This is a genomic window from Phytopseudomonas argentinensis (genome assembly GCF_900113905.1).
Taxonomy (GTDB): Bacteria; Pseudomonadota; Gammaproteobacteria; order Pseudomonadales; family Pseudomonadaceae; genus Aquipseudomonas; species Aquipseudomonas argentinensis.
In genome coordinates this window covers 200,455-223,388 of sequence record NZ_FORC01000002.1, presented here as the reverse complement: position 1 = coordinate 223,388, position 22,934 = coordinate 200,455, and the positions used below count along the sequence as shown (strand labels likewise).

The 22,934-nt window shown below is 63.9% G+C and carries 20 protein-coding genes; 11 read left to right on the top strand and 9 right to left on the bottom strand.

All coding sequences use genetic code 11. From position 1 onward, the window contains the following. Positions 1-113 precede the first annotated feature (113 nt). The 4 genes from BM154_RS09550 (at position 114) to eutC (ending at position 5,336) form a co-directional block, all read left to right on the top strand. A complete protein-coding gene (locus BM154_RS09550; protein WP_074882632.1) occupies positions 114-1,550 on the top strand; it encodes an aldehyde dehydrogenase family protein in 1,437 nt (478 codons plus the stop codon). Between the two features lie 78 nt (positions 1,551-1,628). Next, positions 1,629-3,074 carry an ethanolamine permease gene (gene eat, locus BM154_RS09545; RefSeq protein ID WP_074882631.1) on the top strand — a complete coding sequence of 482 codons (1,446 nt, stop codon included), beginning with the start codon at positions 1,629-1,631 and terminating at the stop codon, positions 3,072-3,074. Between the two features lie 48 nt (positions 3,075-3,122). Then, positions 3,123-4,517, top strand: coding sequence for an ethanolamine ammonia-lyase subunit EutB (locus tag BM154_RS09540; protein WP_074882630.1), 1,395 nt, complete (start codon positions 3,123-3,125; stop codon positions 4,515-4,517). Between the two features lie 9 nt (positions 4,518-4,526). Further along, positions 4,527-5,336 carry an ethanolamine ammonia-lyase subunit EutC gene (gene eutC / locus BM154_RS09535; RefSeq protein ID WP_074882629.1) on the top strand — a complete coding sequence of 270 codons (810 nt, stop codon included), beginning with the start codon at positions 4,527-4,529 and terminating at the stop codon, positions 5,334-5,336. A gap of 138 nt (positions 5,337-5,474) precedes the next feature. Here the strand turns inward: eutC and BM154_RS09530 are convergent, their stop codons facing one another. From BM154_RS09530 to BM154_RS09510, 5 genes are all read right to left on the bottom strand, one after another. Next, positions 5,475-6,410 (bottom strand): glutathione S-transferase family protein, encoded by a 936-nt coding sequence (locus tag BM154_RS09530; protein ID WP_074882628.1) that lies wholly within the window; start codon positions 6,408-6,410, stop codon positions 5,475-5,477. Between the two features lie 54 nt (positions 6,411-6,464). Beyond that, the gene (locus BM154_RS09525; protein ID WP_074882627.1) at positions 6,465-6,779 is read right to left on the bottom strand and encodes a GIY-YIG nuclease family protein; all 315 of its coding nucleotides are present in this window, start codon (positions 6,777-6,779) and stop codon (positions 6,465-6,467) included. Between the two features lie 7 nt (positions 6,780-6,786). Next, positions 6,787-7,497 carry a phosphatidylcholine synthase gene (gene pcsA / locus BM154_RS09520; protein ID WP_074882626.1) on the bottom strand — a complete coding sequence of 237 codons (711 nt, stop codon included), beginning with the start codon at positions 7,495-7,497 and terminating at the stop codon, positions 6,787-6,789. A gap of 104 nt (positions 7,498-7,601) precedes the next feature. Then, complete coding sequence (locus BM154_RS09515) at positions 7,602-8,108, bottom strand: nuclear transport factor 2 family protein (RefSeq protein WP_074882625.1); 507 nt, start codon at positions 8,106-8,108, stop codon at positions 7,602-7,604. Between the two features lie 67 nt (positions 8,109-8,175). Continuing rightward, on the bottom strand, positions 8,176-9,120 hold the full coding sequence (locus BM154_RS09510) for a LysR family transcriptional regulator (protein ID WP_074882624.1): 945 nt from the start codon (positions 9,118-9,120) through the stop codon (positions 8,176-8,178). A gap of 121 nt (positions 9,121-9,241) precedes the next feature. Here BM154_RS09510 and BM154_RS09505 point away from each other — a divergent pair, with 121 nt between their 5' ends. From BM154_RS09505 to mmsB, 3 genes are read left to right on the top strand one after another with little or no spacing between them, the layout of a single operon-like run. Further along, the gene (locus BM154_RS09505; protein WP_074882623.1) at positions 9,242-10,594 is read left to right on the top strand and encodes an MFS transporter; all 1,353 of its coding nucleotides are present in this window, start codon (positions 9,242-9,244) and stop codon (positions 10,592-10,594) included. Between the two features lie 19 nt (positions 10,595-10,613). Beyond that, on the top strand, positions 10,614-12,110 hold the full coding sequence (locus tag BM154_RS09500; RefSeq protein ID WP_074882622.1) for a CoA-acylating methylmalonate-semialdehyde dehydrogenase: 1,497 nt from the start codon (positions 10,614-10,616) through the stop codon (positions 12,108-12,110). A gap of 10 nt (positions 12,111-12,120) precedes the next feature. Beyond that, complete coding sequence (mmsB, locus tag BM154_RS09495) at positions 12,121-13,017, top strand: 3-hydroxyisobutyrate dehydrogenase (RefSeq protein WP_074882621.1); 897 nt, start codon at positions 12,121-12,123, stop codon at positions 13,015-13,017. Between the two features lie 677 nt (positions 13,018-13,694). On the opposite strand, the gene BM154_RS09490 is transcribed toward mmsB, so the two are convergent. From BM154_RS09490 to BM154_RS09475, 4 genes are all read right to left on the bottom strand, one after another. After that, positions 13,695-14,456, bottom strand: a complete 762-nt coding sequence (locus tag BM154_RS09490; protein WP_074882620.1) for an amino acid ABC transporter ATP-binding protein — start codon at positions 14,454-14,456, stop codon at positions 13,695-13,697. An 11-nt stretch (positions 14,457-14,467) separates the two neighbouring features. Next, a complete protein-coding gene (locus tag BM154_RS09485; RefSeq protein WP_074882619.1) occupies positions 14,468-15,565 on the bottom strand; it encodes an amino acid ABC transporter permease in 1,098 nt (365 codons plus the stop codon). A 12-nt stretch (positions 15,566-15,577) separates the two neighbouring features. Then, positions 15,578-16,756, bottom strand: coding sequence for an amino acid ABC transporter permease (locus tag BM154_RS09480; RefSeq protein ID WP_074882618.1), 1,179 nt, complete (start codon positions 16,754-16,756; stop codon positions 15,578-15,580). Positions 16,757-16,820: 64 nt separating this feature from the next. Then, positions 16,821-17,849, bottom strand: a complete 1,029-nt coding sequence (locus BM154_RS09475; RefSeq protein WP_074882617.1) for an amino acid ABC transporter substrate-binding protein — start codon at positions 17,847-17,849, stop codon at positions 16,821-16,823. Positions 17,850-18,329: 480 nt separating this feature from the next. On the opposite strand from BM154_RS09475, the gene BM154_RS09470 reads away from it, so the two are divergent. From BM154_RS09470 to rhlB, 4 genes are all read left to right on the top strand, one after another. Next, entirely contained in the window at positions 18,330-18,983 is a 654-nt protein-coding gene (locus BM154_RS09470; RefSeq protein WP_074882616.1) for an alpha/beta hydrolase, read from the top strand. 206 nt (positions 18,984-19,189) lie between these two features. Next, positions 19,190-20,128, top strand: a complete 939-nt coding sequence (locus BM154_RS09465; RefSeq protein WP_074882615.1) for a GGDEF domain-containing protein — start codon at positions 19,190-19,192, stop codon at positions 20,126-20,128. 98 nt (positions 20,129-20,226) lie between these two features. Beyond that, a complete protein-coding gene (locus BM154_RS09460) occupies positions 20,227-21,390 on the top strand; it encodes a dipeptidase (RefSeq protein ID WP_074882614.1) in 1,164 nt (387 codons plus the stop codon). A 101-nt stretch (positions 21,391-21,491) separates the two neighbouring features. After that, positions 21,492-22,916 (top strand): ATP-dependent RNA helicase RhlB, encoded by a 1,425-nt coding sequence (rhlB, locus tag BM154_RS09455; RefSeq protein WP_074885237.1) that lies wholly within the window; start codon positions 21,492-21,494, stop codon positions 22,914-22,916. Positions 22,917-22,934 lie beyond the last annotated feature (18 nt).

Here is a 22,934-nt window from a genome sequence, read left to right as displayed (position 1 = left end):
CTCGCCTAGCGTCAAGTCGGCCACATGAATTCGTCTCATAGTTCAACGCGAGCCCCGGTCGTGCTCGCGACCCGCCCCTGAAAACTACAAGAACTCGCAATGGGAGAACGTCAATGATCTATGCCAAACCCGGTACCGCAGGCGCCGTCGTCACCCTCAAGCCACGCTACGGCAACTACATTGGCGGCGAGTTCGTCGCGCCGGTGGGTGGCCAGTACTTCAACAACACCAGCCCGGTGGATGCCTCGACCATCGGTGAATTCCCGCGCTCGGACGCCAAGGACATTGACAAGGCCCTGGACGCCGCCCACGCCGCCGCCGATGCCTGGGGCAAAACCTCGGTACAGGATCGCGCGCTGGTTTTTTGCCTGAATGCCGACGTGCCCCTGGCTGCCGACCACTTTCGTTACTTCGCCGGCTGCATCCGCGCCCAGGAAGGCAGCGCCGCCGAGATCAACGAACACACCGCCTCCTACCACTTCCATGAGCCGCTGGGCGTGGTCGGGCAGATCATTCCCTGGAACTTCCCGCTGCTGATGGCCGCCTGGAAGCTGGCCCCGGCCTTGGCGGCGGGCAACTGCGTGGTGTTGAAACCCGCCGAGCAGACGCCGCTGTCGATCACCCTGCTGGCCGAGATCATCGGCGATCTGCTGCCGCCGGGCGTGCTGAATATCGTTCTGGGTTATGGCCGTGAAGCCGGCGAAGCCCTGGCCACCAGCACGCGCATCGCCAAGATCGCCTTCACCGGCTCCACCCCGGTCGGCTCGCACATCATGAAATGCGCAGCCGCCAACATCATTCCCAGCACCGTTGAACTGGGCGGCAAGAGCCCGAACCTGTTCTTCGAAGACATCATGCAGGCCGAGCCCGCCTTTATCGAGAAGGCGGCCGAAGGCTTGGTGCTGGCCTTCTTCAACCAGGGCGAGGTGTGTACCTGCCCGTCGCGGGCGCTGGTGCAGGAGTCGATCTTCGAGCCGTTCATGAACGAGGTGATGAAGAAGATCAAGGCCATCAAGCGCGGCAACCCGCTGGACACCGAGACCATGGTCGGCGCCCAGGCCTCGCAGCAGCAGTACGACAAGATCCTCGGCTATCTGGAGATCGCCCAGCAGGAGGGCGCCGAGCTGCTCGCCGGCGGCGCCACCGAGAAACTCGACGGCGATCTGGCGGGCGGCTATTACATCCAGCCAACGCTGCTCAAGGGCACCAACAAGATGCGCGTGTTCCAGGAGGAAATCTTCGGCCCGGTGGTCGGCGTGACCACCTTCAAGGACGAAGCCGAAGCCCTGGCGATCGCCAACGATACCGAGTTCGGTCTGGGCGCCGGCGTATGGACGCGCGACATCAACCGCGCCTACCGCATGGGCCGCGGCATCAAGGCCGGGCGCGTATGGACCAACTGCTACCACCTGTACCCGGCGCACGCTGCCTTTGGCGGCTACAAGAAGTCCGGGGTCGGGCGCGAAACCCACAAGATGATGCTCGACCACTACCAGCAGACCAAGAACCTGCTGATCAGCTACGACATCAACCCGCTGGGCTTCTTCTGAACTGCCAATTTGCCAATTGAACGCAGCCAACTAAAACGACGCCCCGCCGCCTGCGGTGGGGCGTGAAGGAGTCCCAACATGTCCAAAGAGACAATCGCCACACCCTCGCAAGGCGGTGTGGAAACCGAAGCGGTCAGCGCCGACTACTTTGCCAACCGGCAATTGAAGCAAGGCGCCGCCGGCTGGATCCTGTTGATCGGCCTCGGTGTGGCCTACGTGATTTCCGGCGACTACGCCGGCTGGAACTTCGGCCTGGCCCAGGGCGGCTGGGGCGGCATGTTCATCGCCACCCTGCTGATGGCGACCATGTACCTGTGCATGTGTTTCTCGCTGGCCGAGCTGTCATCGATGATCCCCACCGCCGGCGGCGGCTACGGTTTCACCCGCACCGCCTTCGGCCCCTGGGGCGGCTTCCTGACCGGCACCGCAATCCTCATCGAGTACGCCATCGCGCCGGCTGCCATCGCCTGCTTTATCGGCGCTTACTGCGAGTCACTGTTCGGCGTCGGGGGCTGGATCATCTACCTGGTGTTCTACGTGGTGTTCATCGGCATCCACATCCTCGGTGCCGGCGAGGCGCTGAAGCTGATGTTCGCCATCACCGCCGTCGCCGCCATCGCCCTGGGCGTGTACATCGTCGCCATGGCGCCGCACTTCCAGGTCGCCAACCTGTTCGACATCCCGCCGACCGAAGCCAATGGTGCCAGCAGCTTCCTGCCGTTCGGCTACCTGGGCATCTGGGCCGCCCTTCCCTACGGCATCTGGTTCTTCCTGGCGGTCGAAGGCGTGCCGCTGGCTGCCGAGGAAACCAAGGATCCCAAGCGCGACCTGCCACGCGGCCTGATCGGCGCGGTGCTGGTGCTGCTGGTGTTTGCCGGGCTGATTCTGCTGGTCGGCCCAGGCGCCGCCGGTGCCCAGTCGCTGGTGGCTTCGGGCAACCCGCTGGTGGAGTCGTTGGTCAAGGTCTATGGCGGCTCCACCTGGATGAGCCAGTTCGTCAACCTGGTCGGCCTGGCCGGGCTGATCGCCAGTTTCTTCTCGATCATCTACGCCTATTCGCGGCAGATCTTCGCCCTGTCGCGCGCCGGCTACCTGCCACGCAGCCTGTCGCTGACCAACCGCAACAAAGCGCCGGTGATGGCGCTGATCGTACCGGGCATCATCGGCTTCGGCCTGTCGCTGACCGGCCAGGGCGACCTGCTGATTCTGGTCGCGGTGTTCGGCGCCACGCTGTCCTACGTACTGATGATGGCGGCGCACATCACCCTGCGCAGCCGTCGTCCCGACATGCCGCGCCCCTATCGTACCCCCGGTGGCGTACTGACCTCGTCGGTGGCTCTGGTGCTGGCAGCGGTAGCGCTGGTGGCCTGCTTCCTGGTCGACCTGCGGGTCGTGATCGGCGCGGCAGTCATCTACGCTCTGTTCATTGCCTACTTCGCGCTGTACAGCCGTCACCACCTGGTGTCCGGTACGCCGGAGGAAGAGTTCGCGGCGATTCAGGCTGCCGAGCAGTCACTGCGTTAACCCCTTGCAGCGGCCGCTGAAAAGCGGCCGCGACAGGAGACATGATTCATGGCTGGATTCACTCACACCATCGCCCACATGACCTGGCGCTTCGACAGCCTGCGCGAGTTGATGGCCAAGGCGAGCCCGGCCCGCTCCGGTGATTACCTGGCCGAGGTCGCCGCGCAGAGCGACGCCGAGCGTGCCGCGGCGCAGATGGCCCTGGCCGACGTGCCGCTCAAGCACTTCCTGCAGGAAGCGGTGATTCCCTATGAACAGGACGAAGTCACCCGGCTGATCGTCGACACCCATGATGCCGACGCCTTCGCCCCGGTCAGCCACCTGACGGTGGGCGGGCTGCGCGACTGGCTGCTCAGCGATGCCGCCGATGAAACCAGCCTGACCGCCCTGGCACCGGGGCTGACCCCGGAAATGGCCGCGGCGGTATCGAAGATCATGCGCGTGCAGGATCTGGTGCTGGTCGCCCAGAAGACCCGTGTGGTGACCAAATTCCGCAACACCATGGGGCTGCGCGGGCGGATGTCCACGCGGCTGCAGCCCAACCACCCGACCGACGACCCGGCGGGCATTGCCGCGAGCATTCTCGACGGCCTGCTGTACGGCAACGGTGATGCGATGATCGGCATCAACCCGGCCACCGACAGCGCCAGTTCGATCCGCGCGCTGGTGGACATGCTCGATGCGATCATCCAGCGCTACGAGATCCCCACCCAATCCTGTGTGCTGACCCACGTCACCAGCTCCATCGCCGCCATCGAGCGCGGTGCTCCGCTGGACCTGGTGTTCCAGTCGATCGCCGGCACCGAGGCGGCCAACGCCAGCTTCGGCGTGACCCTCAAGGTGCTGCAGGAAGGCTACGAAGCCGGCCTGAGCCTTAAGCGCGGCACCCTGGGCAACAACCTGATGTATTTCGAGACCGGCCAGGGCAGCGCGCTGTCGGCCAACGCCAACCACGGCGTCGACCAGCAAACCTGCGAAACTCGCGCCTACGCCGTGGCCCGGCACTTCAACCCGTTTCTGGTCAACACCGTGGTCGGTTTCATCGGCCCCGAGTACCTGTACAACGGCAAGCAGATCATCCGCGCCGGCCTGGAGGATCACTTCTGCGGCAAGCTGCTTGGCGTGCCCATGGGCTGCGATATCTGCTACACCAACCACGCCGAGGCCGACCAGGACGACATGGACACCCTGCTGACCCTGCTCGGCACCGCCGGCATCAACTTCATCATGGGCATTCCCGGCTCCGACGACGTGATGCTCAACTACCAGACCACCTCGTTTCACGATGCACTGTATGCCCGCAAGGTGCTTGGCCTGCATGCGGCGCCGGAGTTCGAAGCCTGGCTGGCACGCATGGGCATCTTCCAGCAGCAGGGCGGCCGCCTGAGCATGGGCAACGAGCTGCCGCCGGCGTTTCGCCAGGCCCTGGCACAACTGGCTTGAGAGGTCGCCATGTCCGATAAGTCCCCCGCCACCGAGAACCCCTGGCAGCAGTTGCGCCAGCTGACCCCGGCGCGTATCGCCCTGGGCCGCGCCGGCACCAGCCTGCCTACTGCCGCGCAACTGGATTTCCAGTTCGCCCACGCCCAGGCCCGCGATGCCGTACACCTGCCCTTCGACCATGAAGGCCTGTGCGAAGAGCTGCAGGGCCGCGGCCTGGATACCCTGCTGCTGCACAGCGCCGCAGCCGACCGGCATACCTACCTGCAGCGCCCGGACCTGGGCCGGCGCCTGAACGAAGAGTCCGCCAGCGCGCTGGATGATTACGCGAAGGAAAAAGGCTGTGGCTACGACCTGGCCATCGTGATTGCCGATGGTTTGTCGTCCCTGGCCGTGCGCCGCCACAGCCTGCCGTTTCTGGAGAAATTGCTGGAGCAGGTGAGCGAGGAAGGCTGGAAACTGGCACCCGTCACCCTGGTGCAGCAGGGCCGGGTCGCCATCGCTGACGAGGTGGGCGAGCGCCTGGGCGCCAAGATGACGGTGATCCTGATCGGCGAACGCCCAGGCCTCAGCTCGCCGGACAGCCTGGGCCTGTACTTCACCTACGCGCCGCGGGTCGGCCTCAACGACGCCTACCGCAACTGCATCTCCAACGTGCGGCTGGAAGGCCTGAGCTACGGCATGGCGACCTTCCGATTGCTGTACCTGATGCGCGAAGCCTGCCGCCGCCAGCTCTCGGGCGTCGACCTGAAGGACGAAGCCGAAGTGCCGACCCTGGAAGATGCAGGGCCGGGGAATTTCTTGTTGCCGGATCAGCGATAGAGATAATCGCGCAGGCCGTAGGATGGGTGAAACCCATCGGCCATTGATGGGTTCCACCCATCCTACGGCCTACCTCTGAAGCCGCTACCACGGGTGGTGCCTTTGTGGGAGCGGCTTTAGCCGTGATCTTTATCGTGCTCAACGCGCCTCGATACGAAACCCAAGCCGCGGGAAATGCACATGTACGATACCGGCGCGGTCATCTTCACGGCGCAGGATCAGCTCTTCCACGCCGGCGAACACCAGCTCCCCCTCCACTGCCTCCACACCGTAATCGATTGCCGAAATCGCCACGGACTGCCCGCTGGCAAACCCATTGGGATCCGTGAACGCCTCGTCCGGCAGCGGCGCTGGGGTAGCGGCGCGCGCGATCTCCACGGCCGCCTCGCTGCTCAGTTCCTCGGCTTTTCCGTGCCCGAACGCCAGCACGCGATCCAGCCAGGCGACCACCGCCGGGTAGCCATCGACCAGCGGCGAGGTCACCGGCGTTGCGCGCAGGAACCACAGTGGATGCGCCATGGCGATATCGGCCAGGCTTGGCTCACCGAACAGAAACTGGCCACCGCCGGCCTCCAGCTGCGCCTGCAGCCGCGCCATGAACACCGGCCACTGGTGTTTGGCCTGCTCGGCTGGCATCCGGGTGGCCTGGCCGCCCGAGAACAGCTTGCTGCGGTCGGCGATAAAGGTCTGCAAGAACTCCGGCGGCGCCTTGGCGAACCGTACGGCGATGGACTCCGGCTGGAATACCAGGCTTACCGCGTGCTGGAACACCACCGAATCAGCCCACTGGGCGAAGGTGGCAATGGCGAACGCCTGGTTGCCGGGCAACAGCGCCGGCTGCGGCTGATGGGCCTCCAGGCGACGGGCAATCAGGGCGGTATCGCAGTAGATATCGGCACCGATCTGTAACACCGGCGTCTTGCGGTAGCCGCCGGTCAGGGCAGTCAGATCCGGCTTGGGCATCACCGGCGGGATCTGCACCGAACGCCAGGCCAGGTTCTTGAAGCCCAGCAACAGACGGGCCTTTTCGGCAAAGGGTGAGGTGGGGTAATGGTGCAGGATCAGCTCAGACATGGAAGCCTCCGGGAACGGATGAGGCTTGCAGCTTAACTCAGCTGGCTACTGAGGCTAGGCACAATCCAGTGGCGCTGATGGTCGCTCATCAAGGCTATGCATCAGGCTGCCAGTGGCCACCAGGGCCTCCTTGGCACCCTTGCCAAGGCGTTTGATCGCCCGTTCGCGGCGCAAGGCGTCGCCCTTGCCCACGCAGCTTTCGCTGTAGACCAGGGCCACCGCCGGGCTGGAGAAGAAGAACCGGGCACCCTTGCCGCTCTGATGCTGGGCGAAGCGCCGCTGCGGATCGTCGCTGATGCCGCAATAAAGCGCGCCATTGGCGGCGCGCACCAGATAGACGAACCAGGGTTTGTCGACACTAACGCTCATCGCACGCTTAGGCGAACCACTCGCGGGCCGAACGCCACACGCACATGCCCACGAAGTACGCCGAGGACAGCCCCCAGAGCACCAGCAGCCACACCGGCTGCGCCGGGAACTGCAGGATCAGCCCCGCGCAGGCGAACATCCACACCATGGTCACGGCGATGTTCAGCGGCATGAACTGCTTGACCCGGAACGGGTGCAGGAACTTCATGCGGGTCAGGGTCAGGCCGGCCAGCACCATGATCACCACGAAGGTAACCCAGGGCTCGAAGTCCAGCAGGTAGAGGTACACCACCACCACGTTCCACGCCGCCGGGAAGCCGACGAAGTAGTTGTCCTTGCTCTTCATGTTGACGTTGCAGAAGCAGAACAGCGACGACAGCAGGATGATGCCCACCGACAGCAGCAGGGTGTACTCAGGCAGCGGAATGAAGCGATAGACGAAGATCGCCGGGATGAACACGTAGGTGAGGTAATCGATCACCAGGTCGAGGGTGGAGCCGTCGAAATGCGGCAGCACCACTTTCACGTCGTATTTGCGCGCCAGGGTACCGTCCAGGCCATCGACCAGCAAAGCCAGGCCCAGCCACATCAGGCAGCTTTCCGCCCGCCCCTCGATCAGTGCAAGCAATGCCAACATGCCAAGGATGACTCCGCTCGCGGTTACCGCGTGCACGCTCCAGGCCTTGGCTTTACGGGGGGATAGGGACATAACACTCATGATCGAAATACTCTGGCGGACGGGCTTTCAGTCGATGAACGAAGGCTTTACATGCACTCGGCCATTCATCGATGAACTTCTGACCGGAGAGCGTACCACTCCGTTCAGCCGCGCGCTTCTCCGCCGTGTTGCCCGTCTGACGCACGGGCGGCCTGGAACTGCCGCAAACCGCCGCGCGCCTGCTTGCGCACGGTGTTCTTGAGCAGCGGCGTCCAGCCGATCAGCATGCCCTGAAAGCCCAGTGCCTGAGCGGCCCAACGCCACATGTCGAAGTGGTCACGGTGCTCGACGATCAGCCCGTCACGAATCACGAACGAGGCGTGGATGCGGTTGACCACGGTACGCCCGGTCTGCGGGAACAGGTAGGTGGCCACCCAGTTGGCGCTACCGCCGCTGGCATCGGCCTGCACATCGCTGAAGGTCAGGGAGAACTTCTTGGCGCGGGAGGTGAGCATGCGCCACATGTCGCGAGCATCATCGCCATTTAGCTCGCCGAAGGCCGGGTCGCTGAAACGCACGTCCGGCGCGTAGCAGCGCGCCATCTCCTCGGCGTCGAGGCGCTGGAATGCCTCGTAGAAACGGGTGATCAATTGGGCATTTTCTGTGGGCATGGCATGGCCTCCTGGCATTGGGCCGCAGTATCGCCCGCGCCGCGCGTGACCGCCATGGGCAAATGAGTCACACAATCACCATCTCGACGGTATCACCAAGCAGAAATCCACGATTGCGTTCGGCGCAGGCACGCAGGTAATCGGCCACCAGGGTGATGCGTTTGAGCTTGCGCAGATCCTCGCGGTAGTAGAGCCAGAACTGCCGGGTGACCTTTACCTCATCCGCCAGCACCTCGACCAGCCGGGCATCCGGGCCGGCCAGAAAGCATGGCAGGATCGCCAGCGCCCTACCCTGCAAGGTCGCCAGATACTGGGCCACCACGCTGGTGCTGCGCAGCGCGCTGCTGGCATTGGGCACGATGCTTTCCAGATAGAGGAGCTCCGGGCTGAATGCCAGATCATCGACGTAAGTGATGAACGAGTGCCGGCTCAGGTCGTCCACGCCGTGGATCGACGGGTGCCTCTGCAGGTACTCGGGCGTCGCATAAAGCTTCAGGGCGTAGTCGCACAGTCTTGAACAGACATAAGGCCCGCGCTCCGGGCGTTCCAGGGTGATGGCGATGTCCGCCTCGCGCCGCGACAGGCTGATGAAGTGCGGCACCGGCAACAGGTCGATGGCGATATTCGGGTAGATATCCTGAAAGCCGCCCAGCTGCGGCGCCACAAAGTAGCTGCCAAAGCCTTCGGTCGAGCCGATGCGCACGTGGCCCGAAAGCGCCAGGCTGGCGCCCGACACCTGTTCGCAAGCCGTTTGCAGGGTGCTTTCCAGCGACTCGGCGTAGCCCAGCAGGTGCTGCCCCTCCGCCGTCAGCACGAAGCCGCTGGCCCGCGAGCGCTCGAACAACAAGGTACCCAGCGCCTTCTCCAACGCGCTGATACGCCGCGACACCGTGCTGTAGTCCACACCCAGGCGCCGTGCGGCGCTGCTGGCGGTTCGGGTACGGGCGACTTCGAGAAAGAACTTAAGGTCGTCCCAGTTCATCTGGCCGGCCGACATCATGCTTTTTTGCATAACGAACCTGTCTTTTTAGGTGCTGGAACAGAAAGTTTGCATACCTATACTCCAGACACGCGGCGCCTACCAGCTGCCCACAGTTCCAAGTTCCTACGACAAAAACAAAAGCAGGCAACTCATGAACGACTCACACGCTCAAGGGCCGGCTGCCGGCCGCAAGCACTACCGTATCGCTGGCCTGGCCAGCATGGCGGGTACCACCATCGAATGGTACGACTTCTTTCTCTACGGCACCGCCGCCGCGCTGGTCTTCAACAAGTTGTTTTTCCCCACCCTCGACCCGATCACCGGCGTACTGGCGGCCTTTGCCACCTATGCCGTCGGTTTCATTGGTCGGCCCCTGGGCGGCATCGTCTTTGGCCACTTCGGTGACCGCATCGGCCGCAAGTCGATGCTGATGCTCACCTTGCTGATGATGGGCATCCCGACCATCGCCATCGGCCTGCTGCCAACCTACGAGCAGGTCGGCTACTGGGCCGCAGCGCTGCTGGTGGTCATGCGTTTTCTGCAGGGCATGGCCGTGGGTGGTGAATGGGGCGGCGCGGTATTGATGGCCGTGGAACACGCCCCCGAAGGCAAGAAGGGCTTCTATGGCAGCCTGCCGCAGACCGGCGTTGGCGCGGGCCTGGTGCTCTCTACTCTGGCCATGGGCGCGGTCGCCACGTTGCCCGAGGAGCAGATGCTCAGCTGGGGCTGGCGCCTGCCGTTCCTGGCCAGCGTGGTGCTGCTGGCGGTGGGCTGGCTGATCCGCGTCAAGGTCGCCGAGTCGCCGGATTTCGAGAAACTCAAGCAGCAGAACCGGCGCGTCAACCTGCCGCTGATGGAAGTGGTGCGTAAACACCCGCGCGCCACCCTGACCATCATCGGCGCGCGCACCGCCGAGAACGCCTGGTTCTACATGGCGGTCACCTTCGCCCTCGCCTACGCCGCCAACCAGTTGCAGATTCCCCGGGCCGACGTGCTGCACGCCATCACCGCCGGTGCTGCGCTGTCGCTGGCGACCATGCCGTTCTGCGGCTGGCTGTCCGATCGCGTCGGCCAGAAGCGCCTGTACTTCACCGGGCTGCTGTTGCTCTGCGCTTTCGTCTACCCGTTCTTCGCCATGCTCGGCACCCGTGAGCCCGTGCTGGTGTGGTGGGCGATGGTGCTGGCGGTAGGCGTGGTGTTCCCGATCCTCTATGCGCCGGAATCTTTGCTGTTCGCCCGCCAGTTCCCAGCGGAAATCCGCTACAGCGGCATCTCGCTGTCGGTGCAATTGGCCGGCGTGCTGGGTGGAGGCTTCGCGCCGATGATCGCCACCAGCCTGCTGGCTGCCGCCGACGGCAGCCCGCGCTACGTGATCGCCTACCTGATCGGCATGGGCTTGGTGGCGCTCGGCTGTACTGCCCTGATGCGCAGCGACCCACCCCGCCAGCCAATCGCCAGCCCCGCGCTGGATACCGCACGCGCCGCGCCCCTGCGCGCCCGTTGATTGAAGAAAGGATCGAACCATGACCGCTACCGTCAAACTGCTCATCAACGGCGAATTCGTCGAGTCACGCACCCAGCAGTGGCGCGACGTCGTCAACCCGGCCACCCAGGAAGTGCTCGCCCGCGTACCCCTGGCCACCGCCGAGGAAATCGACGCCGCCGTGGCCAGCGCCAGCCAGGCCTTCAAGACCTGGCGCAAGACGCCCATCGGCACCCGCGCGCGGATCTTCCTCAAGTACCAGCAACTGATCCGCGAAAACATGAAAGAGCTGGCGGCCATTCTCACCGCCGAACAGGGCAAGACCTTGGCCGACGCCGAGGGCGATGTGTTCCGCGGCCTGGAAGTGGTCGAACACGCCGCTGGCATCGGCAACCTGCAACTCGGCGAGCTGGCCAACAACGTGGCCGGCGGCGTCGACACCTACACCCTGCTGCAGCCGTTGGGCGTATGCGCCGGTATCACCCCCTTCAACTTCCCAGCGATGATCCCGCTGTGGATGTTCCCGATGGCCATCGCCACTGGTAATACCTTCGTGCTCAAGCCTTCCGAGCAGGACCCGATGGTGACCATGCGCCTGTGCGAACTGGCCCTGGAAGCCGGCGTACCGCCGGGCGTACTCAACGTGGTGCACGGCGCCGAGGACGCGGTGAACGCGATCTGCGATCACCCGGACATCAAGGCGGTGTCCTTCGTCGGCTCGACCCGCGTCGGCACCCACGTCTACAACCGCGCCAGCCAGGCCGGCAAGCGCGTGCAGTGCATGATGGGCGCGAAGAACCACGCCATCGTGCTGCCCGATGCGCACAAGGAACAGACCCTCAACAACCTGGCCGGCGCCGCATTCGGCGCCGCCGGGCAACGCTGCATGGCCCTGTCGGTGGTGATCCTGGTCGGTGAGGCCCAGGGCTGGCTGGCGGACCTGGTAGCCAAGGCCAAGACCCTCAAGGTGGGCGGCGGTATGGAGAGCGGCACCGACGTCGGCCCGCTGATCTCCTGCACGGCACTGGATCGGGTCAGCAGCCTGATCGAGCGCGGCGCCAGTGAAGGCGCACGCCTGGTGCTCGATGGCCGCAACCCGGCGGTGGCCGGCTTCGAGCGCGGCAACTTCGTCGGCCCGACCATCTTCGACGCGGTGACCCCGCAGATGAGCATCTACCGTGAGGAGATCTTCGGCCCGGTGCTGTGCGTGGTGCACGCCGCTACCCTGGACGAGGCCATCGCGCTGATCAACGCCAACCCCAATGGCAACGGCACGGCGATCTTCACCCGCTCCGGCGCCGCGGCCCGGCATTTCCAGGAGGAGATCGACGTTGGCCAGGTGGGCATCAACGTGCCGATTCCGGTGCCGGTGCCGATGTTCTCGTTCACCGGCTCGCGGGCTTCGAAACTCGGCGACCTGGGCCCGTACGGCAAGCAGGTGGTGCAGTTCTACACCCAGACCAAGACCGTGACCCAACGCTGGTTCGACGAGAGTGACGTCGGCAGCGCGGTGAACACCACCATCACCCTGAAATGAGGCGACGACCATGAATATCGGATTCATCGGCCTGGGCAACATGGGCGCGCCCATGGCCCACAACCTGCTCAAGGCAGGCCACGCGTTGCGCGTCTTCGACCTGTCTACCGGCGCCGTCGCCGCCCTGGTGGACGCAGGTGCCAAGGGTGCCGACAGCGCCTGCGGCGTGCTGCAGGATGCCGAGATCGTCATCACCATGCTGCCGGCCTCGGCCCATGTGAAAGCGGTCTACCTCGGCGATGACGGCCTGCTGGCCAAAGTGAAGCCCGGGGTGCTGCTGATCGACTCCTCGACCATCGACCCGCTGGCCGCCCGGGAAGTCGCCAAGTCGGCGGCCGCCCACGGCAACCCGATGCTCGATGCACCGGTGTCCGGCGGCACCGGCGGTGCGGCGGCGGGTACCCTGACCTTTATGGTCGGCGGCGCCGAGGCGGACTTTGCCAAGGCGCAGCCGGTTCTCGCGGCCATGGGCCGCAACATCGTGCACTGCGGCGGCAGCGGTAACGGCCAGGTGGCGAAGGTGGCCAACAACATGCTGCTGGGCATCTCCATGATCGGCGTTGCCGAGGCCATGGCGCTGGGGGTGTCGCTGGGCATCGACGCCAAGGTACTGGCGAATATCATCAACACCTCCAGCGGGCGCTGCTGGAGCTCGGATACCAACAACCCCTACCCCGGCGTGCTCGACAACGCGCCGGCCTCGCGCGGTTACAGCGGCGGCTTCGGCACCGACCTGATGCTCAAGGACCTGGGCCTGGCCACCGACGCGGCGCGGCAGATCAGGCAACCGGTGATACTCGGCGCCCTCGCCCAGCAGCTCTACCAGCGCTTCAGCTGCGACGGGCACGGTGGGCTGGATTTCTCGGCGATCATCAACGCCTATCTGGGGCCGCAGGACAAGTCGTAAGGCTCAGGGGCCAATAGGCCGAATCTGCTTCTCACCCGAAAAGGTTCTTCGAATTTTCGCGAGGAGAATGCGCTCGGCACCGAGGTGGGTATGGTGCATTGGCTTAGGACTATCCAATATTGCGCCTCCTGCAGCTTTGTGTCGCGCTCCTTACGGGCGCAACACTTCTGATGGGAACAAGGCGCGAGCTTGCACGATTTCCAAAAGCTCAGCTCGAAAACGCCTGCGTTTGCTCTTGGGCTGCGATCGCACAGGCGACGACCAAGTCCCCTTCAGGAGGCCGAGTGTAATCGCTGTGTAAGGGGTTGAGCGGCATGGATGCCGCGAGAGCTGCGATGGGCCAGGGATGGCCCTTCGCAGCGTGTCCCTGAAACAGTGATGGAGCGAGGGAACCCCGGCGCAGCCGGGGCCGAATGATGGGGTGCCCTTCTCTTTGGTTACTTTCTCTTGGGCAAGCAAGAGAAAGTGACTCGCCCGTAAGGGGCGAAACCCATCAGGCAAGGCGATGTGTTAATGGAGAGTGCCAGGTCATCGACAGCGAACAATTTTGCCCGTCTGGCGTTAACCCGCCCGCTCACCAAAAGAAGAACAAAAAAACGCCGGGGCATGAGCCCCGGCGTTTTTTATAGGCGTTCCGGCAAAGCGCAGACCAATGTCTGCGCTTTACCCGACCATACTCAGTGCAGGATCTGCCCCAGGAACAGCTTGGTACGCTCGTTCTGCGGGTTGTCGAAGAAGGCATTCGGCTCGGCCTGTTCGACGATCTCGCCCTTGTCCATGAAGATCACGCGGTCGGCCACGGTACGGGCGAAGCCCATCTCGTGGGTCACGCAGAGCATGGTCATGCCGTCCTGGGCCAGGCCGATCATGGTGTCGAGTACTTCCTTGACCATTTCCGGGTCGAGTGCCGAGGTCGGCTCATCGAACAGCATGATTTTGGGCTTCATGCACAGCGCGCGGGCAATCGCCACACGTTGCTGCTGACCGCCGGACAGTTGCCCCGGGAACTTGTGCGCCTGCTCCGGAATGCGTACGCGCTCCAGGTAATGCATGGCGATTTCCTCGGCCTTACGCTTGGGCATCTTGCGTACCCACATCGGTGCCAGGATGCAGTTCTGCAGCACGGTCAGGTGCGGGAACAGGTTGAAGTGCTGGAACACCATGCCCACTTCGCGGCGCACGGTTTCGATGTCCTTGAGGTCACGGGTCAGTTCGGTGCCATCGACCACGATGCGCCCGGCCTGGTGTTCCTCCAGGCGGTTGATGCAGCGGATGGTGGTCGACTTGCCCGAGCCCGACGGGCCACACAGCACGATACGTTCGCCCTGGCGCACGTCCAGGTTGATGTCCTTGAGTACGTGGAACTGGCCGTACCACTTGTTCACGCCCTGCAGTTGAATGATCGGCTCGGCGCTGGGTTGCTTGTTTGCTTCGCTCATCTAATTGACTCCTAACGCTTGTGGCCAGTGTCGAGCTTGCGCTCCAGATGGAGGGAATAGCGCGACATACCAAAACAGAAAATCCAGAAAATCAGGGCGGCGAACACGTAGCCCTCGGTCGCCATGCCCAGCCACGCCGGGTCGGCAGCCGCCTGCTTGACGCTGTTGAGCAGGTCGAACAAGCCGATGATGATCACCAGACTGGTGTCCTTGAACAGGGCGATGAAGGTGTTGACGATGCCCGGGATCACCAGCTTGAGCGCTTGCGGCAGGATCACCAGACCCATCATCCGCCAGTAGCCCAGGCCCATGGCACCGGCCGCTTCGTATTGCCCCTTGGGAATCGCCTGCAGCCCACCACGCACCACTTCGGCGATGTAGGCCGACTGGAACAGGATCACGCCGATCAGTGCGCGCATCAGCTTGTCGAAGCTCATGCCCTCGGGCAGGAACAGCGGCAGCATCACCGAGGACATGAACAGCACGGTGATCAGCGGCACACCACGCCAGAACTCGATGAAGGTCACGCAGACCACCTTCACCGCCGGCATATTGGAACGGCGCCCCAATGCCAGCAGAATGCCCAGCGGCAACGCACCGGCGATACCGACGGCGGCGATCACCAGGGTCAGCATCAGGCCGCCCCAACGGCTGGTCGGCACGGTGTCCAGACCGAACACACCACCGTGCAGCAGGCACCAGGCGACGATCGGGTAGATCACCAGAAAACCGATGCCGTAGATGGCCTTGCGCGGGAACCTGGAGATGAACAGCGGCGCTGCACCGACGATGGCCAGCACGGCGGTCAGGTCCACGCGCCAGCGCAGTTCGCTGGGGTAGAAGCCGTACATGAACTGGCTGAAGCGCGACTGGATGAACACCCAGCAGGCGCCCTCCTTGGTGCAATCGGCGCGGGTGCTGCCCACCCAGTTGGCGTCGATGAACGCCCACTTGAGCAGCGGTGGCACCATCAGCCAGATGAGGTAGATGGCGAACAGGGTCAGCAGCGTATTGAGCCAGCTGGAGAACAGATTGCTGCGCATCCAGGCAAGCGCGCCAACGCTGGAGCTGGGTGGCGGCAAATCCGGTTTGAAAGTATGAGTGCTCATTGCGCTAGGTCCTCACCGCTCGATCAGCGCGATGCGCTTGTTGTACCAGTTCATCAGCAGGGAAATGCTGATACTGATCGCCAGGTAGACACTCATGGTGATGGCGATCACCTCGATGGCCTGACCGGTCTGGTTGAGTACGGTACCGGCGAACAGCGACACCATGTCCGGGTAACCGATACCGGCAGCCAGGGACGAGTTCTTCGCCAGGTTCAGGTATTGGCTGGTCAGCGGCGGAATGATCACGCGCATGGCTTGCGGGATGATCACCTTGCGCAGCGTCGGGCCGGGGCGCAGGCCCAGGGAGCGGGCAGCTTCGGTCTGGCCGTGGCTGACCGAGTTGATCCCGGAACGCACGTTCTCGGCGATGAACGCCGCGGTGTAGACGGTCAGCGCGATGGTCAGCGCCAGCAACTCGGGAATCATTACCCAGCCGCCCACGAAGTTGAAGCCCTTGAGCTCGGGTACCGACCAGTGCAACGGGCTACCGAAGACCAGGGCGAACAAGGTCGGGATGACAATCGCCAGCCCCAGGCCTACCCAGAACTTGTGGAACGGCTGCCCGGTGGCCTCGAAGCGCTTGTTGGCCCAGCGCGTCATCATCACGATGGCCACCAGGGTAATGACCAGGCCGACCACGAACGGCCAGAACGCACTGGTCGCCTCGGCAGCCGGCATGTTCAGGCCACGGTTGCTGAGAAAGAAGCTGTCGCCGACGCTGATGCTGGCACGCGGCCCAGGCAGCGGCAGCAACACGGCGAAGTACCAGAAGAGAATCTGCAGCAACGGCGGGATGTTGCGGAAGATCTCGATGTACACGGTGGCCAGCTTGCTGATCATCCAGTTCGGCGACAGGCGCGCGACACCGATGATGAAGCCGAGGAAGGTAGCCAGCACGATGCCGATGAACGACACCAGCAGGGTATTGAGCAGGCCGATCACGAAGACGCGGGCATAGCTGTCCGCTTCGGTGTAGCTGATCAGGTGCTGGGCGATGCCGAAGCCGGCACTGCGCTCGAGGAAGTCGAAGCCCGAGGTGATGCCCCGGTGTTGCAGGTTGGTCTGCGTATTGCTGAACAGGAACCAGCCCATTGCGACCACGGCCACAACGGTAATGATCTGGAATAGCCAGGCGCGCACACGTGGATCGCTAAGGGAGAACCCCTGCGGTGCGCCGATGTTTTTCTGCATGGGAATGCCCCAGGTATAACGGAACGAAAATCGCCCGGCAGTGCACTGCCGGGCGACAGGTCAATCAACGCACTGGAGGTGCGTAGTGCAGACCGCCTTTGTTCCACAGAGCGTTGAGGCCACGCTCGATTTTCAGCTCGCTGCCTTTGCCGATGTTGCGCTCGAACACTTCGCCGTAGTTACCGACCTGCTTGACGATCTGGACGACCCAGTCTTTCGGCAGTTTCAGGTCCTTACCGTACTCACCGTCGGCACCCAGCATACGGGCGACGTCAGGGTTCTTGGTTTCCTTGGCCAGGGCTTCGACGTTCTTGGAGTCGACACCCAGCTCTTCGGCGTTGAGCATGGCGAACAGGGTCCACTTGACGATAGCCATCCAGTCTTCGTCGCCACGACGAACCAATGGGCCCAGCGGCTCCTTGGAGATCACTTCCGGCAGTACTACCCAGTCATCCGGTGCGCCCAGCTTGATGCGCTGTGCGTAAAGCTGCGACTGGTCGGAGGTCAGCACGTCGCAACGGCCGGCTTCCAGCGATTTGGCGCTTTCGTCGGAGGTGTCGAAGGTGATCGGGGTGTACTTGAGGCCGTTGGAACGGAAGTAGTCGGAGACGTTCAGCTCGGTGGTGGTGCCTGCCTGGATACAGATGGTCGCGCCATCGAGTTCCTTGGCGCTGGCAACGCCCAGCTTCTTGTTGACCAGAAAGCCGATGCCGTCGTAGTAGGTCACGCCGGTGAACACCAGGCCCATGCCACCGTCGCGGGAGCTGGTCCAGGTGGTGTTGCGCGACAGTACGTCGACTTCACCGGACTGAATGGCGGTGAAACGCTCCTTGGCGGTCAGCGGGCTGTACTTGACCTTGCTCGCGTCGCCCAGCACTGCAGCGGCCACACCGCGGCAGATATCGACGTCGATGCCCTGGTAGTTGCCCTTCGCATCCGGCACCGAGAAACCCGGCAAGCCGTCACTGACGCCACACTGTACAAAGCCCTTCTTCTTTACGGCGTCCAGGGTCGCACCGGCGTGAGCCATGCCTGCAGCGCCGAGAACGGCGGCGGCGGTCAACATCGCCAGGGTGGTTTTAACCATCTTCATTGAACATTCTCCGGTTGCTTTTGTTGTGTTGGAGTCTCAGCCCGATCGCCGTACCCTTTTGGGGCATGTCGTCACTGTAGGCAGCAACAGTGTAGACCGGTGACCAGACCTCGGTACGCTGGCGTGACCTGTTCGAAAGCGGGTCATCGACCTTTGCACCAGCCCGCTGGTGAGCAGGCCCGAGACGGATCGCGAATTTGCCTCTCGTCGGGCATGCAGCGCCCGGCGAACCTTTTGGAAACCCCATCAAATCGGCTTTCCCGTCTGCTCCGCGGCCTGAAGCGGTGTTACCACACCAGGCCGACGACATCAGTCCCATGCTCCTTAGCAAAGGCCATACCACACCACGTTTTTACCCGCGAGATAGGCGGGTCAAGGGGGCAAAGTTGTAATCTTGCGACATCTACTTCATGGATCAGTACAGTGACGGAAAACAGTCACGCACCAAAACGACGCACAGGCCCCACATTGGAGCAACACATGGATACCACATTGATACTGCAGCCCCCACTTAGCGCCGACTCCTGTGTCATCTGGCTGCACGGTCTGGGTGCAGACCGCTTCGATTTCCATCCGGTCGCCCAGGCGTTACAGCAATCGCTGCGCAGCACACGCTTCATGCTGCCCCAGGCGCCCACTCGCCCGGTGACCATCAATGGCGGCTACCAGATGCCCAGTTGGTACGACATCCTGGCCATGAGCCCGGCCCGGGCGATCGATCGCGAGCAGCTGGAACAGTCCGCCGACCAGGTCATCGACCTGATCGAAGCGCAACGCCGCGAAGGCATCGACCCTTCGCGTATTTTCCTGGCCGGGTTCTCCCAGGGCGGCGCGGTGGTGCTGCACACCGCCTTCCTCCGCTGGCAGGGCCCACTCGGCGGGGTACTGGCGTTGTCCACTTACGCGCCGAGCTTCGCCGACGAGGTTCAGCTCAGCGATGCGCAGCGTGCGGTACCGGTCTACTGCCTGCACGGCAACCAGGATGGCGTGGTCCTGCCGAGCATGGGCCGCAGCGCTCACGACTGGCTGCAGAGCCGCGGGGTCAGCGTGACCTGGCAGGACTACCCAATGGCTCACGAAGTGCTGCCTGCGCAGATCCACGATGTCGCTGACTGGCTCGCAGCCCGTCTGTAACGGGAGCTTCGCCGGCATGGCTGTGACCGTCTTCACAGTCCCCGCGCCGCCGGTCGTACGCAGTGTGCAAGACGATTGTCAGCCCGAGTGGCGAACGATACTGTCAGGGCACTGAGACCCGCTCGTCGATCACGAGCGCCGTCATCGACCCATGGGAGCGTTAGCGATGCCCATCGTTAAGCGTTTCGAGCAAGGATGCTGATGCCATGAAGGCGGCCCAATGGCAAACCGACCTGCAGCAGATTCGCCAGCTGCGCCTGTTCGACAATGTCGCGCTCGGTAGCCTTAACCGATTGCTCGACGCCTTTCGCCCCTGTGAACTGGAGGCGGCCGAAGTGCTGTTGTCGCCGTTCGACCGCAACCAGTACCTTTATATAGTGGTCACCGGCAGCCTCAAGGTGTACCTGGGCTCCCTGGACAACCAACCGGTCACCACCCTGGGCCCGGGCGACTGCGCGGGCGAGATCAGCTTCATCGACAACGAACACCCCAGCGCCTACGTGGTGGCCACCGAGCCCAGCAGCGTGCTGCGCCTGCACCGCGATGCCCTCGGCTCGCTGTTCCAGCAATCGCCGCAAATGATGCACAACCTGCTTAAGGTGCTCTGTGGCCGCGTGCGTCAGGGCAACCGGCAGCTGATCAACAGTGAACAGAATGCCAATGTCGACAAGCTCACCGGCGCCTTCAACCGTCGCTGGCTGGAACACATGTTCGAACGCGAACGCGCGCGCTGCCTGATCGATGAACAACCCCTGTGCCTGTTGATGCTCGATGTCGACCACTTCAAGGATTACAACGACCAGCACGGCCACCTGGCTGGCGACTATGCGCTGTGTCTGGTCGCCCACACGCTGCGCCGGCAGATGCGGGCGCGCGACAGCCTGGTGCGTTTCGGCGGTGAGGAGTTCGTGGTATTGCTGCCCGAATTGCAGCTGCAGCAGGCCGCCGACATGGCCGAACGCCTGCGCGAAAGCCTGGAGCAGGTCGACTCCTTCTATTCACCGCTTGGCGCCCAGCCAGGGGTGACCATTTCCCTGGGCCTGACCCAGATGACGGTCCGAGACAGTCTGGCCAGCCTCATCGCGCGGGCCGACCAGGCGCTCTATCGGGCCAAGAACGGCGGCCGCAACCGGCTCTGTCATTAGATTGCCGTGAGTCTGTGTGACCCTGGTTACCTGCGCCCCTGCCAAGCCTGGGCGCGTTCCTACGCAACCTGACGGCCCGCCCCTCTGGAACACCTGCCATGCGCAAACGCCTGCTCGCCATTCCAATCGTCCTGTGCCTGGCTGCCGCCGTGTTCTTCACCCTGCCCAGCGTGCTCGACCGACGCATGAACAGCGTCGAATCGCCGGCCCCCTACCCGGCCGGCCAGGCCGCCACGCGCCTGCACGACACCTTGTTCATCGCCGACCTGCACGATGACGCCCTGCTCTGGGAACGTGACCTGCTCAAGCGATACAGCTATGGGCATTCGGACCTGCCGCGCCTGCTCGACGGACGCGTGGGCCTGCAGGTGTTCTCCACGGTCACCCAATCGCCGCGCGGCCTCAACTATGAAAGCAACGGCGCCGACAGCGACACCATCACCCTGCTCGCCATGGCCCAGCGCTGGCCGCGGGCGACCTGGAACAGCCTGCTGCAGCGCGCCCTGTACCAGGCCGAGAAACTGCGTGAAGCGGCTGCCGGCAGCGAAGGCCGGCTGATCCAGATCAGGACGCGCAGGGATCTGGTCGATTTTCTGCAGGCCTGGAGTCAGGATCCGCGCCGCCTTGCCACCCTGCTCGCCACCGAGGGCCTGCACCCTCTGGAGGGCAGGCTGGAAAACCTCGACCGGCTCTACGATGCCGGCTTTCGCATGGCTGGGCTGACCCACTTCTTTGACAACGAGGTCGGCGGCTCGGCCCATGGTCTGAACAAGGGTGGGCTGACGCCATTGGGCCGCCAGGTCGTCGCGCGACTCGAGGAAAAGTCCATGCTGATCGACCTGGCCCACGCCTCGCGCCCGCTGATGGACGACGTGCTGGCCATGGCCACGCGCCCAGTGCTGGTTTCCCACGGCGGCGTCGAAGGCACCTGCCCGGGCACCCGCAACCTCAGCGACCGGCATATCCGCGCCATTGCCGCGAGTGGCGGGGTGATCGGCATCGGTTACTGGGACACCGCCGTGTGCGCCACCTCGGTAGCCGCCATCGTCAAGGCGATTCGCTACACCGCGGACCTGGTGGGCGTCGAGCACGTGGCCCTGGGCTCGGACTTCAATGGCACCATTCATGCGCCGTTCGACGTCACCGGCCTGGCGCAACTGACCGAAGGCCTGCTCGGCGCCGGCTTCAACCGCAATGACATCACCGCGATCATGGGCGGCAACGTCCAGCGCCTGCTGCTCGCCAGCCTGCCCGCGAACTGATCGACGGCCATCCAAGACGGCGGCGGCAGGGTACTCCCTGCCCGCTGCGTCTTGCTTTACACTGGCTGGCGTTCATTCCTTAATCAATCGACGAGATGACCGTGCTCAAAGCACTCAAAAAAATATTCGGCAAAGCCGAAAATGAGCCACACAGCTCAGTCTCCCCGACCTTCGAAGCCGCATCGCCCCCTGCCGCCGCGCCTCGTGAGGAGCGCCAGCCGCGCCCGCCGAAAGAGCCTGCCAGCCGCGAGCAGAAGCCGCCGAGCAAAGCCGCCAGGCCCCGCCGCGAACGCGCGCCCAAGCCGGTCGACACCTGGACGCTCGAGGACTTCAAGGTCGAACCAGCCCCCGGCAAGACCCGCTTCCACGACTTCAAGCTGTCGCCGCAGCTGATGCATGCCATCCACGACCTGGGCTTCCCGTACTGCACGCCGATCCAGGCCGGCGTACTGGGCTACACCCTCAAGGGCCAGGACGCCATCGGCCGCGCCCAGACCGGTACCGGCAAGACCGCGGCGTTCCTGATCTCGATCATCACCCAGCTACAGCAGACGCCGCCGCCCAAGGATCGCTACATGGGCGAGCCGCGCGCGCTGATCATCGCGCCGACCCGCGAGCTGGTGGTGCAGATCGCCAAGGACGCGCAGGAGCTGACCAAGTACTGCGACCTGAACGTGATGAGCTTCGTTGGCGGCATGGACTTCGACAAGCAGCTTAAGCAGCTCGAGTCGCGCTTCTGCGACATCCTGGTGGCCACCCCGGGTCGCCTGCTGGACTTCAACCAGCGTGGTGAAGTGCATCTGGACATGGTCGAGGTGATGGTGCTCGACGAAGCCGACCGCATGCTCGACATGGGCTTCATTCCCCAGGTGCGGCAGATCATCCGCCAGACGCCGATGAAGGGCGAGCGCCAGACCCTGTTGTTCTCGGCCACCTTCACCGAAGATGTGATGAACCTGGCCAAGCAGTGGACCACCAATCCGGCCATCGTCGAGATCGAGCCGGAAAACGTCGCCAGCGACACGGTGGAACAGCACGTCTACGCCGTCGCCTCGGCGGACAAGTACAAGCTGCTCTACAACCTGATCACCCAGAACGACTGGACTCGGGTGATGGTCTTCGCCAACCGCAAGGACGAGGTGCGGCGCATCGAAGAGCGCCTGACCCGTGACGGCATCAGCGCGGTGCAGATGTCCGGCGACATTCCCCAGCACAAGCGCATCCGTGCCCTGGAAGGGTTTCGCGAGGGCAAGATCCGCGTCATGGTCGCCACCGACGTGGCCGGCCGCGGCATCCACGTCGACGGCATCAGCCACGTGATCAATTTCACCCTGCCGGAAGATCCGGACGACTACGTGCACCGCATCGGTCGTACCGGCCGCGCCGGCAGCAGCGGCACCTCGATCAGCTTTGCCGGCGAGGACGATGCCTTCGCCCTGCCGCCGATCGAAGAACTGATCGGCCGCAAGATCCAGTGCGAGATGCCCCCGGACGAACTGCTCAAGCCGGTGCCGCGCAAACCCTGAGAGCCACCGCTGCTGCTC